This is a genomic window from Candidatus Sulfotelmatobacter sp., from assembly GCA_036500765.1.
GTDB lineage: Bacteria > Acidobacteriota > Terriglobia > Terriglobales > Acidobacteriaceae > Sulfotelmatobacter.
This window is the reverse complement of sequence record DASYBM010000009.1, coordinates 73,118-88,570: the sequence shown is the minus strand read 5'-3', so window position 1 is coordinate 88,570 and position 15,453 is coordinate 73,118. Positions and strand designations below refer to the sequence as shown.

11 protein-coding genes are annotated in these 15,453 nt (G+C 59.1%); 4 read left to right on the top strand and 7 right to left on the bottom strand.

The genetic code is table 11. The features are described from left to right. The first annotated feature begins 34 nt into the window (after window positions 1–34). Together VGM18_12575 and VGM18_12570 are read left to right on the top strand one after the other, a co-directional pair. The gene (locus VGM18_12575; GenBank protein ID HEY3973833.1) at window positions 35–934 is read left to right on the top strand and encodes a nucleotidyltransferase; all 900 of its coding nucleotides are present in this window, start codon (window positions 35–37) and stop codon (window positions 932–934) included. Window positions 935–941: 7 nt separating this feature from the next. After that, the gene (locus VGM18_12570) at window positions 942–1,649 is read left to right on the top strand and encodes a metallophosphoesterase (GenBank protein ID HEY3973832.1); all 708 of its coding nucleotides are present in this window, start codon (window positions 942–944) and stop codon (window positions 1,647–1,649) included. Between the two features lie 13 nt (window positions 1,650–1,662). Here the strand turns inward: VGM18_12570 and VGM18_12565 are convergent, their stop codons facing one another. The 3 genes from VGM18_12565 to VGM18_12555 all read right to left on the bottom strand — a co-directional run bounded on the left by VGM18_12565 (window position 1,663) and on the right by VGM18_12555 (window position 7,926). Further along, a complete protein-coding gene (locus tag VGM18_12565) occupies window positions 1,663–5,148 on the bottom strand; it encodes an error-prone DNA polymerase (protein ID HEY3973831.1) in 3,486 nt (1,161 codons plus the stop codon). Window positions 5,149–5,245: 97 nt separating this feature from the next. Beyond that, entirely contained in the window at window positions 5,246–6,898 is a 1,653-nt protein-coding gene (locus VGM18_12560) for a DNA polymerase Y family protein (GenBank protein ID HEY3973830.1), read from the bottom strand. A 59-nt stretch (window positions 6,899–6,957) separates the two neighbouring features. Beyond that, a complete protein-coding gene (locus VGM18_12555; protein HEY3973829.1) occupies window positions 6,958–7,926 on the bottom strand; it encodes a hypothetical protein in 969 nt (322 codons plus the stop codon). 370 nt (window positions 7,927–8,296) lie between these two features. On the opposite strand from VGM18_12555, the gene VGM18_12550 reads away from it, so the two are divergent. Next, window positions 8,297–9,385: a DUF2911 domain-containing protein gene (locus tag VGM18_12550; protein ID HEY3973828.1), complete on the top strand. Its 1,089-nt coding sequence runs from the start codon at window positions 8,297–8,299 to the stop codon at window positions 9,383–9,385. A gap of 82 nt (window positions 9,386–9,467) precedes the next feature. Here VGM18_12550 and VGM18_12545 read toward each other — a convergent pair whose 3' ends face one another. From VGM18_12545 to VGM18_12530, 4 genes are all read right to left on the bottom strand, one after another. After that, window positions 9,468–12,230, bottom strand: a complete 2,763-nt coding sequence (locus tag VGM18_12545; GenBank protein HEY3973827.1) for a phosphoenolpyruvate carboxylase — start codon at window positions 12,228–12,230, stop codon at window positions 9,468–9,470. A gap of 134 nt (window positions 12,231–12,364) precedes the next feature. After that, window positions 12,365–12,865: a hypothetical protein gene (locus tag VGM18_12540; GenBank protein HEY3973826.1), complete on the bottom strand. Its 501-nt coding sequence runs from the start codon at window positions 12,863–12,865 to the stop codon at window positions 12,365–12,367. Window positions 12,866–12,899: 34 nt separating this feature from the next. Then, entirely contained in the window at window positions 12,900–13,652 is a 753-nt protein-coding gene (locus tag VGM18_12535; GenBank protein HEY3973825.1) for a response regulator transcription factor, read from the bottom strand. A gap of 293 nt (window positions 13,653–13,945) precedes the next feature. Beyond that, the gene (locus VGM18_12530) at window positions 13,946–14,602 is read right to left on the bottom strand and encodes a PhoU domain-containing protein (protein ID HEY3973824.1); all 657 of its coding nucleotides are present in this window, start codon (window positions 14,600–14,602) and stop codon (window positions 13,946–13,948) included. A 258-nt stretch (window positions 14,603–14,860) separates the two neighbouring features. Between VGM18_12530 and VGM18_12525 the strand changes: the two genes are divergently transcribed. Continuing rightward, on the top strand, window positions 14,861–15,343 hold the full coding sequence (locus VGM18_12525) for a DinB family protein (GenBank protein ID HEY3973823.1): 483 nt from the start codon (window positions 14,861–14,863) through the stop codon (window positions 15,341–15,343). The last annotated feature ends 110 nt before the right edge of the window (window positions 15,344–15,453 follow it).

Sequence of the window (15,453 nt, the reverse complement as noted above, 5' to 3'; positions counted from 1 at the left end):
GCTTAGAAAACCGGATACCAACCAACGCGTACTGATGCCACATCCAAGGGGCGTGCCAGAAGAGCACCAACCCGAGGAACGGCCGGAAGACGAACGGCCCGAAGAGCTGCCGAAGACATCGTCCATGCCTTCGGGGGAACCGAAAGAGCAGGCCGAACTGTTTCGCGACGTCCTGCTGGCGCTGGAGAAGAATCGCGTGCCCTACGCGGTCTCCGGCGCGTTTGCTTTGCGCCATCACACCGGCATTTGCCGGTTCACCAAAGACCTGGATCTTTTCGTTACCGCCAGAAACTGTGCTGCGGCGCTTTGCTGTCTGACTCAGGCTGGGATGGAATGCGACATTAAGGATCCAGTGTGGCTAGCGAAGGCGCGGCGGGATGGATTCTTTGTCGACCTGATCACGGGCATGAGCAACGGGCTGATCGTGGTCGAGGATTCATGGATTGAACGATCGTGTCCGGCCGTGGTCTATGGCGTCGAGACCAGAGTTTTGGCGGCCGAAGAGCTGATGGCGTCGAAAATATTCGTGGCGCGGCGTGAGCGGTTCGACGGCGCCGACATTGCCCACATCGTTTACAGCACCTACGGCAGCTTCGACTGGAAGCGCGAGCTAGAGTTAATGGGCGAGCACTGGGAGATGCTGCTTTGGTCGCTGGTGCTGTTTCGCTATGTGTATCCGGCGCAGAGTCATCATGTGCCCGCCGAGGTTTGGTGCGATTTGCTGCGGCGCTTCGAGCGTGAGCTTCTACATCCGAATCCCCAAGCGCCGTTTCGTGGAAGTCTGGTGGATGACTACATGTTCGCTATCGACGTGAACGAATGGGAGATGGCGAATCTGCTGGAGGAGACGCGAAAGATGCGTTTGGCGCAAATCGGCCGAGTGGAAGCTGTTAATGGGCAGCCGGCGTGCGATGTGACAAGGAAGGCGGTGTGAAGGGAGTATGAGAATTGCCGCCAGCGCCGATTTGCATTTCACTCCGCAGAGTTATGCGAAGCTCAAGGATCAGTTTGAACGCGTGCGCGACGAGGCGGATGTGCTGGTGCTGGCCGGCGATCTGACCAATTACGGTAAGCCCGAAGAGATGGAGCCGCTGTTGAATGTGCTGGTGCGGCTACGCGTGCCGACGATCGTAGTGCTGGGGAATCACGATTACGAATGCGGGAAAGAAGAGGAGTTGCAGCGCATGCTGATTGCCGCTGGCCTTAAGGTGCTCGACGGCAGTGGGTATGAGCGCGACGGCGTAGGATTTGCCGGCACCAAGGGCTTTGTCGGAGGTTTTGGGCGCGGCATGCTGACGGCATTCGGCGAGCGCGAGATCAAAGACTTTGTGCGGGCTTCGGTCGATGAGGCTATGAAGCTGGAGCGGGGAATGTCGCAACTGCGGGCGCAGAAGCGGGTAATTGTGGTGCACTATTCGCCGATTGCGGAGACGGTGCAGGGCGAAGCTCCGGAGATTTTTCCTTTTTTGGGGACATCGCGTCTAGCCGAGGTGATTGACCGTCATGGAGCGGATCTGGTTGTGCATGGCCATGCGCATCATGGAAAAGGGGAGGGCCGCACACCGGGAGGAGTGCCGGTGCACAATGTTGCGATCACGCTGTTGCAGGCGCAGAATCCGTCGCTGGTGTATAGGGTATTTGATTTGTAGTTTCGTTTTGAGATCAGTGAAAATCGTGCGAGACAGTTTCGGCCTTGGTGACGAAGAGCGGAGAGATGCGTTCGGCTTTTACGGAAATTACGTTGTCCTGATTTTGCAGGATGCCTTCGATGGCGAGGAAGCGCTCGCTGGTCAGCAGCAGGCGGTTCTGATGAAATAAATCCGGCGTGACGATGGCGTTCGCGACTCCTGTTTCATCTTCCAGACTCAAAAAGACAAACCCTTTGGCAGTTCCCGGGCGCTGACGGACGATGACACAGCCTCCGATGCGAAGCCGCCTGCCGTTGGGAATATCGCGCAACTCGATAGCGCGGCGAATGCCCATGGCCGTGAGCCAGGCGCGGCGATAGGCCACGGGATGCGGGCCGACCGTGAGTCCGGTGCCGTGGAAGTCGGCGACCAGGCGCTCCTCGTGATTCATGGGGTGGAGCGGCGAGGGTTCATCGAGTTCGGCGGTCTGTTCGAGCAGCGGGCCGGAGGCGCGGACGGCGCGTTCGACCAGCCAGAGAGCGTCGCGGCGGTGAAGCGAGTTGCGAGTTGCGAGTACCGACTGCCGAGAAGAATTGTTGATTGTTGATTTTTGATTGTTGATTGAATCCGTGAAAATCCGTGCAGATCCGTGGCCCTGGTTTTCATCTTTAGCAATTGCATTCAGCGCGCCGATTTCGGCCAGCGTGGTGAGTTCGTCTTTGCGGAGCTTGGGAACGCGGCGAGTGAGGTCGTGGATGGAGGCGAAAGGCGCATGCGCGCGTGCGCGGAGCAGGGCTTGAGCCGCATCTTCGCGGAGGCCGCGAACGTAACGCAGGCCCATGCGGAGGGCGATGACTTCCTGGTCGTTGGTCGTTAGTCGTTGGTCGTTGGCTTCCCAACCCATTTGCCGCGCGTGTTCGGTGTGGTCGGGTAGAGTTTTTTGGCGGCCGACCGACGACCAACGACCAACGACCGACGACCAACGACCGCCGACCGCTTCCAGCGTACACTTCCACTCCGATCGCGTCACATCTACCGGCAGCAGCTTCAATCCGTGGCGTTGCGCATCTTTGACGATTGTGGCTGGGGAATAAAATCCCATGGGCTGATTGTTGAGCAAGGCGGCGGTGAAGGCGGCGAGGTAGTGCGCTTTCAGATAGGCGCTGGCGTAGGCGATCAGGGCGAAACTGGCGGCGTGGGATTCGGGGAATCCGTAGAGCGCAAACGAGGTGATGGAGAGAATAATTTCTTCCTGCGCTTTGGGGGAAATTCCGTTCTGTGTCATCCCCGAACGGAGTTTGGCTTCGATTTCGCGCATGCGGGCTTGCGAGCGCTTGAATCCCATGGCGCGGCGGAGTTCTTCGGCTTCGCCGCCGGTGAAGTTGGCGGCGATCATGGCCAGGCGCAGCAGTTGTTCCTGAAAAAGTGGGACGCCGAGGGTGCGCTTGAGCACGGGTTCGAGCGAGGGATGAGGATAGGTGACGGCTTCACGTCCCTGGCGGCGCTGCAAAAATGGATTCACCATCTGGCCGACGATGGGGCCAGGACGGATGATGGCGACCTGCACGACGATGTCGTAGAAACGCTGCGGATGCAGGCGAGGCAGGCACGACATTTGCGCGCGGCTTTCGACTTGAAAGAGGCCGATGGTGTCGGCTTGCTGGAGCGCGGAATAAACCTGCGAGTCATCTTGCGGAAGATGCGCGAGGTCGACTTCTTCGTGATAGTGGTCGCGGATGAGTTCGATGGAATCTTTTAATACAGCCATCATTCCCAAGCCGAGCAGATCGACTTTGATGATGCCCATGTCGGCGCAATCTTCTTTGTCCCACTGCACGACGACGCGGCCGGGCATGGAGGCGGGTTCGAGCGGGACGACGGAATCGAGTTGTCCCTGGCAGACGACCATGCCGCCGGAGTGCTGGCCGAGATGGCGCGGCATGTCCTGCACGGCGAGGCAGAGTTCGTAATATTTGCGTAGGCGGGGATGGTTGAGGTCGAGTCCGGCGTCGCGGAAGCGGCGGTCGAGGGCATCGTTCTCGTCGCGAAATTCCCAGGTGGCGACGGCGGCGGAAATTTTCGCCAGAGTTTCGGGATCGAAGCCGAGGGCCTTGCCCATTTCGCGCGCGGCCATGCGGTTGCGATAAGTGATGACGTTGGCGGTCATGGCGGCGCCGCGCTCGCCGTAGCGTTTGTAAACGTACTGGATAACTTTTTCGCGTTCGTCGCCGCTGGGCAGATCGAGATCGATGTCGGGCCACTCGCCGCGCTCTTCGGAGAGGAAGCGCTCGAAGAGCAGTTCCATGCCGACGGCGTCGACCGCAGTGATGCCGAGCGAGTAGCAGACGGCGCTGTTGGCGGCAGAGCCGCGGCCTTGCAGCAGAATATTTTGCTCGCGGCAGAAGCGGACCAGATCCCAGACGATGAGGAAGTATCCGGCGAGCTTGAGTTTTTCGATCAGCTTTAATTCTTTTTCGATTTGCAGGCGGGCGCGGTTTTGCAGGTCTTGCGTGGATCGGCCATAACGCTGGCGGAAGCCTTCCCAGGCGCGCTCGCGCAGGAAGGAATCCATGGTCTCGCCTTCGGGCACGGGATAGCGCGGGAATTCGTAGCCGAGATCGTTGAGGGTGAATTCGAGGCGCGAGGAAAGTTCGACGGTGTTCGTGATCGCTTCGGGCAGATCGGCGAAGAGTTGCTGCATGTCGCGCGCAGATTTCAGAAAGCGTTCGGAGTTGCGGGCGAGCAGGCGTCCTGCGGTTGAGAGTGTATGGTGGTGGCGGATGGCCGTGAAGGCGTCGCATAGTTCGCGGGCTTTGGCGGTGGCGTAGCAGACTCCATTGGTGGCGAGCAGAGGAAGATTGAGCGTGCTCGCGATGTCGACGGCGGCGCGGTTGCGAGATTCTTCTTCGCGCTGGAAGTGGCGTTGCAGTTCGACGTAGACGTTGCCGGGGCCGAAGATGCCGACGAGTTGATCGATCTGGCGGCGGGCTTCGTCGATGCCTCCTTGTTGCAGGGCGGCGGCGAGCGGGCCTTCGGGACCTCCGGTGAGGCAGATCAGGCCTTCGGCGTGTTCCTGTAATTCGTCGGCGGAGACTGCGCCTTCGCCTTTTTTGCCGCGCAATTTCATTTTGGTGATGAGGCGGCAGAGGTTCTGGTAACCGGCGCGGGAGGAGACGAGGAGGGGCAGGCGGAATTCACCACGGAGACACTGAGACACGGAGAAAGGCAATTTTTGATGGTTGATTTTTGATTGTTGATTCTTCTCTGTGACAGAGCCTGCCCTGAGCAGAGTAGGGTGCCTCTGTGGTGACAAGTTTGTGGAAACTTCGGCGCCAATGTGGGCTTTGAGCTTGGCTTTGGTTGCGGCGTGATGGAAGCGCGGGGCGCCATAGACGCCGTCGGCGTCGAGCAGCGCCATGGCGGGGAGTTTGAGTTGGGCGCAGACGGCGGCCAATTCCTCGGGCAGGGATGCGCCTTCGAGAAAGCTGAAAGCGGAGCGGGCGTGAAGTTCGACGTACATTGAGTCAAACGTACATTGAGTCATTGAGCCATTGAGTCATTAAGCCAATGAAATCAAAATGACTAATTGATTCAATGACTCAATGATTCACTTTCTCTCAGTCATACGTTCCTTCCACGAACCAGTTCCCGCCGAGCAAGTCGTGTACGAGTCGAAAGAAAGAGACGATGTCTTTTTCTTGTGAGGCCGGGTTTCGCAGAGCCAGGTCCCATTCGTCGCGGGACCAGGCGTCGCGCTCCCACCAATCGCCGGAGGAGCGCCAGGGGCCGGCTTTCCAGAGCACATCACCGTAAACTTCTTTTTTTCTGGCGCAGGCCACGTGTACCGGCTGGCCGTTTTCAAGGGTTACGCTGGCGCGCAGCGGGGGACGGAAGCGGCGCAGGGCCGTGACGGGCGATTTTTCTTCTGTGTCGGGAGTTGCCGAGTCGGGTTTTTTCCCACTCGGACTCTTTCGTGTGACATCGGTTTGCGGAACCCGGGCGGCGAATCGACGCATGCGAAATCCTTCGGGGTGATGCGTGTCGAGAAGTTCTATGGCTCCAACTTTGTGTTCGCCGACCATGCCGGCAATGCGAGCGAGGGTGAGTTCCAGCTTTTCCGGTTCCGGCGACGGAGGGAGAAATAGTCCTCCCTGCGCCGAGCGTGGACGGGCCGGTTCAGCGGCGAGATGAATCTTCACAATAGGCGCGCCAGGAGGATGGGCATTTAAATCGAGCTGCAACAGCTTGAGGAAAACTTTTGGGTCGAGCATGGGAAGTGGCAGGCGCAGGGTACGAAGGAATTGGAGATTGTTGATTTTTGTTTGTTGACGGAAAGGCGAGAAATTTTCGAGTTCCAGTGTTAGGCGTAGTTCTTGCGTGCCGAGGGCTCGTGAGCTTAGACGTGCGCAGAGTTGTTCGAGCAGGCGATTCAGCAGGAAAGCCAGCGGTTCGAGCAGGACGATAGCGTGCTCGAGTTCGATGGCTTCTTCAAAGAGCAGCGGCGATTCCACGGGAATCAGAGTGCGAGTCGCTGCGCCGCGGGCCAGTTGCAGCAGGCGCAGACCTGCTTGCCCAAGGCGTTCGCTGAGCGAAACTTCGGGCAGCGCGGCCAGGTCGCGCAGGTTGCGGATTCCCCAGCGGTCGAGGGTTTCGAGCAGGCGAGCGGCGGATTGGTCGAGCTCCGCTCGACCGGACAGCCGGGGGCGGCTGTCCCCACATGAATCTTTGGGCAGATCGGCAAACAAAACTTTCGTCGGCAATGATCCTAATTGTTCGGCTTCCTGGCCTGCGGAAATTATGGTGACGCCGGGAAAGCCGCGGGCGGCCAGCACGGCGGCATCGGGATTAGAGGCTACTGCGACATTGGCTGCGAGTCCGAGGGCGGTGGCGCGAGTGTGGATGGCGCGGGAAATATCGGGCAACGTTCCGAACAGAGATTCCAGGCCGGCGAGATCGAGTATGGCGGTGTCGCAGGCGGCGTCTTCCACGCAGGGGGAGAACGACTGGGCGCAATCGAGCAAGGTGGCGTGCGCCGCGGATTCCTGCAAAGTGGAACGTGTGCGTAACACGAGTTCGGTGCACAGTTCAGCTTGCGATTTGGTCATGCCGCCTGCGATGCCCAGTCGGGCGGCGTTTTCGTTGACCGCGATGATTTTTTCCAGTGGAGGCTTGCCTTCAAGGATGGCGAGAGCACGAGTCTTCCGTTCAGGCTCGGCGCGGAGTGCGGCCGCCACGGGAAAATTCGGGATGTAGATGCAGGCGAACGGCATGGGATTGCGTCATTTCGTAATTTTGTAATTGGGTAATTGAGTAATTGGTTTCATCGTTTTCATCCGGCCCATGCGGTTTTGGTGGCGAAGGTGATGGAGCGTGCCGGTTTGCGGTCCAGGCGAGAGCGAACTAATTCGGCGGAGATGTTTAGGCCGGTGAGGAGTTGCGCGTGGGTGGGACGTGAAAGATTATTTTTTTCCACGCTCGGCAGCCCCAATTGGAGCAGCAACGAAGAGCAACTTCCGGCGATAGGGAACTGCTCGATCGCGAGCAGGATCGTGGGTTTGTTCTCGATGGCGCGGCGGAAGCGGAACCATGTGGTCAGAGGGATGCGGCGTGCGGCTTGCGAAGGCAGGTCGCCGAGATCCAGAACTATGAGGCCGAAACCGCCGCTTTCGAGAAGCAGATCGGTAGCGCGCAGGACTTGTTCGAGGCGATGTTCGGATTGATTCATGTTCCGGGATTCAATTCGATCTTGCGGAACGCTTGTTTTCTCAGTATCTCGGCGTCTCCGTGGTGAATTTTCTTTCTGTGAATCGCCGTCGCAGCGTATCCAGAGCAGGCGATCGAGTTCTACGCCGGCGGCTGCTACGGAGTGGGGGTCGAGGGCGTCGCTGGCATCGACGACGACGCAGAATTCTCCGCGGCGGGTGGCGGCGGCGAGAGCGGCCAGGAATAAGGTGGTGCGGCCCGAAGAGGACGGGCCGTAGATTTCGGTGAGGCACCCGCGGGGCAGGCCGCCGGTCAGGGCGTCGATGGCGGGGATGCCGCTGGGGGCCATCTCTGGCGCGGGACAGTGGTGGAGTTGCGAGGCTGGGGTAATGCTGGCGGGAGGGATTTTCCCCCCGATGATTGTTGATTGAAGGATATGGTCACGGCGGGCGGTCGAGCTGCGCTCGACTGGACAGCCGAGAGCCTGCCCTGAGCTTGTCGAAGGGGCGGCTGTCCCCATATGAGAGTTGGGTTCAGCATCAAAGAGAAAAGGGCGGCCTTGGGCCGCCGAAGTGGAAACCACTGCGGAAGACATAAGATTCCTCGGAAGATTTCAGGGAACACGCCGAGGGCTGGAGCCGCCGGAGGCTTATTCGCTTTTTATTCGCCTATAAAGATTCTGCCTCCACACCGAGAAGTTTGTCAAGGGGAGTGAGGGAACCGGCGACTCTGGTTGCGCGCGAAGCGCGCAATCGGCGATCAACGGCTTCACTAGGGCTTTCGGCGGTCGCACGCTTCGCGGGGCGGACGAGGCGTCCGCTCCTCCATAAATCTGCGTGCTTACTTTGGGAGCGGACGCGCGTCCAAGCCATCACACGAGAATGAAGACGCCGTGCTCAACTTCTGTTCTCCCAATTCTGTTGTGACCTCTCGGCTGTTCAATCTCAGCCGCAAAAGGAGTTTCTATGCGATATCACTACCGAAGCGTTTGTCTGCTTGCCTTGTTGTCCGCTGTTTTGTTATCCGCGAGTCTCGCTCAGGCGCAAACGGCCACCGGCGAAACTTTGATGCTCGATCTGCCGCGAGCGAGCCAGCATGCGGTGATCACGCAGCGCATCGGCATCACCGATATCACGCTCAACTATCATCGGCCGCTGGCGAACGGGCGGCAGGTCTGGGGCAAGCTTGCGCCTTACGGCCAGGTGTGGCGCGCGGGCGCGAATGAGAATACGACGATTACGTTCAGCGATCCGGTCACGATTGAAGGACAGGCGCTCGATAAGGGAACGTATGGACTGCATATGATTCCGGGCGAGAACCAGTGGACCGTGATCTTTTCAAAGAATTCGACATCGTGGGGAAGCTTTACCTACAAGCAGGAAGAAGACGCGCTGCGGGTCAATGTGAAGCCGCAACCGGCGGAGGCGCACGATGCGCTGACCTACGATTTCGATGATCTGAAGCCGAACTCGGCTGTCTTGACCATGCGCTGGGATAAAGTCGCGGTGCCGTTCAAAGTTACGGTCAACGTAAACGACTTGGTAACCGCTAGTATTCATCGGCAGTTGCACGGGCTCAATCAATATTACTGGGAAGGTTGGGACGATGCGGCTGGGTATTTCTTGGCCAACAAAATCAATCTGGACGAGGCGCTGAAGGATGAGGAGCAGTCGATCCAGTCGGAAGAGCGTTATGACAACGTGATGAACAAGTCGCGCATTCTGGAGGCGATGGGACGCGCTCCGGACGCCGACGCGGCGCGCAACAAGGCGCTGGGTATCGCGAGTCCGCTGCAACTTTATTTTTATGCGCGGCAGTTGCAGGGGCAGAAGAAGCAGGATGAGGCGCTGGCGGTGTTCCGGTCGACGGCCAAGAAGTATCCGGACTATTGGACTTCGCACATGGGCATGGCCCGCGTGTACAGCGCGCAGGGAGATTTTGACAATGCGGTGAAGGAAGTGAAGTTGTCGCTCGTGGGGGCGCCGGATTCGAATAAGGCGAATCTGGAGGGATATGTGAAGAAGCTGCAGGCTAAGGAGGATATTAACCGGTAGCTTGTTTCTGGGCTTAGATCGTATCCTGGGGCGCGGGCTTCGCCTTCGCTGGACGGACGAATGCGTCCGTCGCCACATGAGTTTATCCCGTGTTGTGCAGGCCGGCGGCGATCCCATTGATGGTGGCGCCCAAGGGGTATTCCAGGTCAACGCTTTGTTGTCCGCTTTGTTTGCGGCGGAGGAGTTCTACCTGGATCAGGCTCATGGGGTCGACGTAAGGGTTGCGCAGGCGAATCGAGCGGGCCAGCACGCGATTGCGGGCCAAGAGTTCGCGCTGGCCGGTCACGCGGAGAATCATACGTCGCGAGCGCAGGAATTCTTCCTCGAGCATGGAGAAGACTCGTTTGCGCAGCGCCGCATCTTTGACCAGCCCGGAGTAATCGCGGGCGATTTCGAGATCGGCTTTTGCCATGCCCAGTTCCACGTTGCGGAGCACTTCCGAGAATACAGGAAAGCCGCGGGCGATCTGGCGCAGAAGCTGCTCGTGGCCGGGACCGCCTTTCGCGAATTGTTCGAGAGCATAGCCGACGCCGAACCACGCAGGGACGGCATGCCGACTCTGCATCCAGCCGAAGACCCACGGGATGGCGCGCAGATCCTCAAGCTTGCGACCCTGGCTGCGGCGCGACGGGCGCGATCCGATGCGGGCCGTATCCAGTTCGTTGACCGGAGTAGCCTGCTCGAAGTATGCGAGGACGTCGGGGCTGTCGGCGATCTCGCGGCGATAGATGCGATAAGCTTCCTGCGACATCTCTTCGATAGCCTCTTCCCAGCGCGCAGAATCTTGCCCCTGCTGTTCTCCACGCAGCGTTAAAGTTTCGAGACTCGCCGCTATCATCAGCTCTAGATTCCACTCGGCCAGAATCGAGTCGGCATATTTCCAGTTGAGAACTTCGCCTTGCTCGGTGATGCGAATCTGTCCGGAGAAACAGCCGGGCGGCTGCGCCAGGATGGCGGCGTGAGTTGGACCGCCGCCGCGGCCGACGGTGCCACCGCGGCCGTGAAAAAGGCGAAGTTTCACCCCATGTTTTTTGGCCGCCTGATGCAATTCGCGATGAGTTTTGTAGAGTTCCCACGTGCTGGTCAGCATGCCGCCGTCTTTGTTGGAATCGGAGTATCCGAGCATGATTTCCTGCCAGCGTCCCCAGGAATCAAGCAGGGGTTGATACCCGGGATGGCTCCAGAGTTGGCGCATGACACCGCCGGCGGCACGCAGCGACTCAATGGATTCGAACAGCGGCACCGGCATGAGGCCGGGATCGTCGGGGGATCCAGCGACCTGAACTCCGCCGATGTTTGCGAGACGAATAACGGCCAGCACATCGTCGGCTGATTCCGCGCCGCTGACGATGTAGTGGCGGATGGAGTGAGCGGGATGCGTGCGTTTTAGTTTTGCGATGGTGCGAAAAGTATCGAGCAACTCGCGGCTTTCGGCAGAGTTGGTGCTGCGCTCGGGGTGAGGTCCAAGCTCTTCTAGCGCGCGCTTATGCACCTGAGCATGCTGGCGAATGTCGAGCGTGTGCAGATGAAATCCGAAGGTGCGCACCTTGCGCAGGAGGGAACCGACGTAGGTTCGCGCCAGCCGCTCTCCGCGATTGGATTCAAGACTGCTCTCGACGAGCAGAAGATCGTCCATAAACTCGGCGGCATTGCGGTAGGAGGCAGGGGAGTCCGCGGCCTCGCGGCTCTGCTGTAACTTGTGAAACATGTACGAGAGAAAGCGGCGATAACTTTCTGTCGTGTTGTGCGGTCCCCACGCCAGGTGCACGCCGGCAATCGTCCGCTCGTATTGCTTCAAGCGCGCGAGTAATTCTTCCGATACGCCGGTTTGACGGCGCGAAGAACTAAGGCGATCGCTTAAGGATTCCACGTCGTGGAGATACTCGCGAAGGATCACGCCCCGCGCCATGTCGAGCGCGTCGCGAATGCAGTCCGGCTTGACCAGCGGGTTGCCGTCGCGGTCGCCGCCGATCCAGGAGCCGAAGTGGATGAGGCTGGGCAGGGCGGCTTCGTCGAGTTCGAGTGCATAAACTTCGCGGAAGGACTCGACGATCTCGGCATAGATTTTTGGCAGAGCATCGAAGAGCGAGAGTCGAAAATAGCGCAGGCCGATACGAATCTCGTCGTCGACCGTAGGCTTGGCCAAGCGCACTTCATCGGTCTGCCACAGCGAAGTGACCTCGGCGCGGATGCTGTTCTCGCAGTCTTCGGCTTCCTCGGCGGTGAGCGGAAGTCGGTCGAGGCGCTCCAATTCTTTGGCGACGCGGCGGCGCTTTAGCAGCACCGTCTGACGGGCGACTTCGGTGGGATGCGCCGTAAAGACGGGAGTGATGGCGATCTGGCCGACAGCGGCGAGCGCAGCCTGAGCTGAAATGCCTGCTTCTTTCAGGCGGAGCAGCGTTCCGCGAAATGAACCCGGGAGCGGCGGATGTTCGCGGTCAAGCTTTCCAGCGCGGCGACGGCGTCGGCGATGATTGGTCTCAGCAAGGTTGGTGAGTTCAAAATAGGTGGCGAATGCTTTGGTGACCTGGTAGGCGCGAGTCAAGTCCATGCGGGAGACAATCCCTTGTGCCTGGAGCATGAGTGTGGCAGAAGCGGGCTCCTCCGGAGTGCGGCGGGTTGTCTCGCGATGCGCGATCAGTAGCTTTCGTAATGCTTCTACGGATTCGAAGACCTCCTGACCTGACTGCTCGACCAGCACTTGGCCGAGAATCGCACCCAGCGAACGAACGTCGCGACGCAGCGGGTTATCTTTCGCGGTCTCGTCGGAATGAGCAATGAGTTCTGAAAGCCGTGCGTGCTGATCGTCGGCTTGCCAGAGCGGTTTGGGTTTATGGGGAGCCATTTCGGAATGTACGACAGAATAAACGACAGGAGCGGAGCGTGGGATGAAAAGAGTGAATGGCGAGGAATCGCGTTCCTATGAGGGTAGCGTATTCGACCGATAAAATTCGTATCAAGACAGGTGTAGCCTCCTTGTTAAGCGCGTGCGCGAAAAGCTAGCACCGCGTATCCCAATGTGACTCCGAGTGCACCGTACACCGCGGCGTTCATGGGAGCCAGCAAAAGGAAGATCGAGAGGGGTGAGGGATCGATCGTCATCTTCACGAAATACATCGGGCACAGCGCAAGCATGAGTTGAGGATTGAGATTCCAGGCGTGCGGAGCGAAATAAGCCACGAGCGCCGCGAGATAGAAAATTGCCGCGAAGCCGCCAAGCAGCTTGAGGGGCGCTGAATACAGGCGCGCGTCGTCCCGGTTTTTATTGCAGACTTTCGCAATCCACGAACGGGGCGACACCGCCATAGCCAAGCTGAAAAAGCCCACCACTGACAGCGCTACTACAAAAATCACCCATTCGCTCTGCACTGGCAGTTCGGCGCCGCGCAGCAGCGCATAGGGGTAAACAGTGACGAGTGAGATCAGAGCGCAAACAAAAAAGACAATGCGGGATGTGATCCTCGCCGCGCGTCCGGCCATGGGCGCATTCTAACAGTGGCCGACTCAGTCCACTCTATTTGGGCACTTCGAAGCGGTAGCCGATGCCGCGCAGGGTCTTTAAATATTGGGGATGGCGGGGGTCAAGCTCAATCTTTTCGCGCAGGCGGCGAATGTAGACATCGATGGATCGCGGCGTGACGAACGGGGTTTCCTTCCACACGGCGTCGAGCAGTTGGTCGCGGGTCAGGACGCGGCCGCGGTGGGTTGCAAGATATTCGAGCAGGCGGAACTCCCGTACCGTAGTCATGACGTTGCGACCCTGCATTTGTACGGTCATGGAGGAAACGTCTATTTCCAGGTCGCGCAATCGCAGCACCTCGCCCGGTGCGGGAACATTCCCCAATCCGCGCAATACGCTGCGAATGCGGGCAACGAGTTCGCGCGGGCTGAAAGGCTTGGTGATGTAGTCGTCGCCGCCCAGTTCCAGTCCCTTGACGCGGTCGGCTTCCGCGGTTTTGGCGGTAAGAAAGATGATGGGAGTCGCGGAAAGGATCGGGGTCTGGCGGATGTGCCGGCAGAGTTCGAAGCCATCGGTGCCGGGCAACATCACATCGAGCAGAAACAGGGCGGGCATTTCCCGCGCGGCTTCGGTGAGTACCGAGGCGCCGCTCACAAAACTCTGCACCTCGAACCCAGCCGCTTGTAGATTGTGAGAGATTAGGCGGGCAATATCCTCGTCATCCTCGACGACAAAAATGACGGGACGGAAAGGCGAAGTGCCGCCGGGATTCCCAGTTTTTTCATGGAATTCTGCTGGTTGTTGCATTTGGAATTCAGGGCATCCCACGAAGTCACAGAACTTCGCGAAGCGGGAGACACCCACGACTGTATGGGGGGAATGTTGCGCGAATGTTGCTAGGGTGTTAACGAACGATGAATTTGCGTGGGAGATTGTGGAAGGACGGAGGCCCTTCGACTTCGCTCAGGGCAGGCTCTCGTCCGTCCCGCGGAGCGAAGCGACGTGTGCCACGGCGTCCGCCGTAAATAGGCTCCGGTGTAAAAGTTGCGCGTCGATTTCGCGCTTCGCGCGCAACCCGGACGAGGGCGTCCGGGGCTCCATTAGTTCGCGGCTTTCTTCTTCGGCATGTGCCGCAGGCTGCGGCCTTCGATCAGGCTGTAGAGATCCTCGGCCAGGTTGGTGGTGTGGTCACCGGCACGCTCCAGGGCCTGCGCCATCAGCAACACATCGAAGCCCGTGTTTTCGCCTTGCGCTACGGATCCCGCCAGATGCTTCTGGAACAGGGTGTGGCAGACGCGGTCGATCTCTTTATCCATTTGCAGCACCTTGCGGGCGCATTCGAGGTCGAGGTTGGAGAAGCCCTGATGAATCAGGTCGAGCATTTCTCGCAGCACCGCCGACATTTCTACCAACTGCCGCACGTCGGAGGCAGCCATCTTGGAGGTGCGGGACTGCATCCGCAGTGCCACGCTCATTACCAGGTCGCCGATGCGCTCCAGGTCGGTCGTGGACTTCAGGCTCGATAGCAACTGGCGGGCACGCCCCTCATTTACGCGAGTAATGGCCGCGGGCAAGCGCTCGTCGATTTGACGCTCGATCAGGTCGAGTTCCTTTTCGCAGTCTTTAATGGCGAGAAAAGCCATGCGCGAATGATGGGTGAGCAAGTCGCGGACGTTGAACGCAGCGTCGCGGGCGATCAGGCAGGCTTTCAGCGAGAGGCGCATCAAATCGTCCGAGCCGCCCTTCGAGACGGGCACAGCCTTGGCTATATGCGATCGAGCGCTGGGCTCGTTCGCTTCGGCTACGGCATTTCGCGTTGCAGGATTTTGCGGCTCGAGATTTCGCGACCCGGCATTTCGGGGGGCTGTCGCTTTGCGTGGCATCGGGATGTCATCATTTTATTCCCGAAATGTGAAAGGATCATTACAACATCGCATGAAGCCCGAGCACATTGCCTCGAGCGGAGGCTGGGAATACATTGGTGCTAGCGGTACGCATGCAACGGAGGCGGTTTCGTGAATCTGGCTGATTATCTGCGGCGCCAGTTTGCCTATGATGAATGGGCGAACCGGGAAGTGTTGAACGCGATCCGAAGCGCGGGCGGCGAGAACCAGTCCGCAAATAAACTGTCGCTGCAACTCGTGTCGCACATTCTGGCCGCCGAGCGGCTATGGCTCGATCGCTTGAAGCAGCAACCGCAGAGTATGCCGGTATGGCCGGAGGCGGACCTGGCGCAGTGTGAGGCACTGGCGGCCGAATTGGGCCATTTATGGCTCGAATTTCTCGATCTCATCACCGCCGGGGATGTCTCGCAGTCGATCAGCTACAAGAACAGCAAAGGCGAAGCGTGGACCAGCACAATTGTCGACGTCTTGACCCATGTGGTTCTACATTCCGCCTATCATCGCGGGCAGATTGCCACGCACATGCGCGCCAGCGGACAAACGCCGGCCTATACCGACTTTATTCATGGCGTGCGGCAGGGGCTGGTGAAGTAATACAAACGGACCGCTAGTTTAGCTGGTGATGGGAATCTCTAGCTTCCCAGAAGCGCACTTCTGGCTCAGAATAACTTCCGGTTAACCCGTAATCCTGGAGAAGTCGCGAT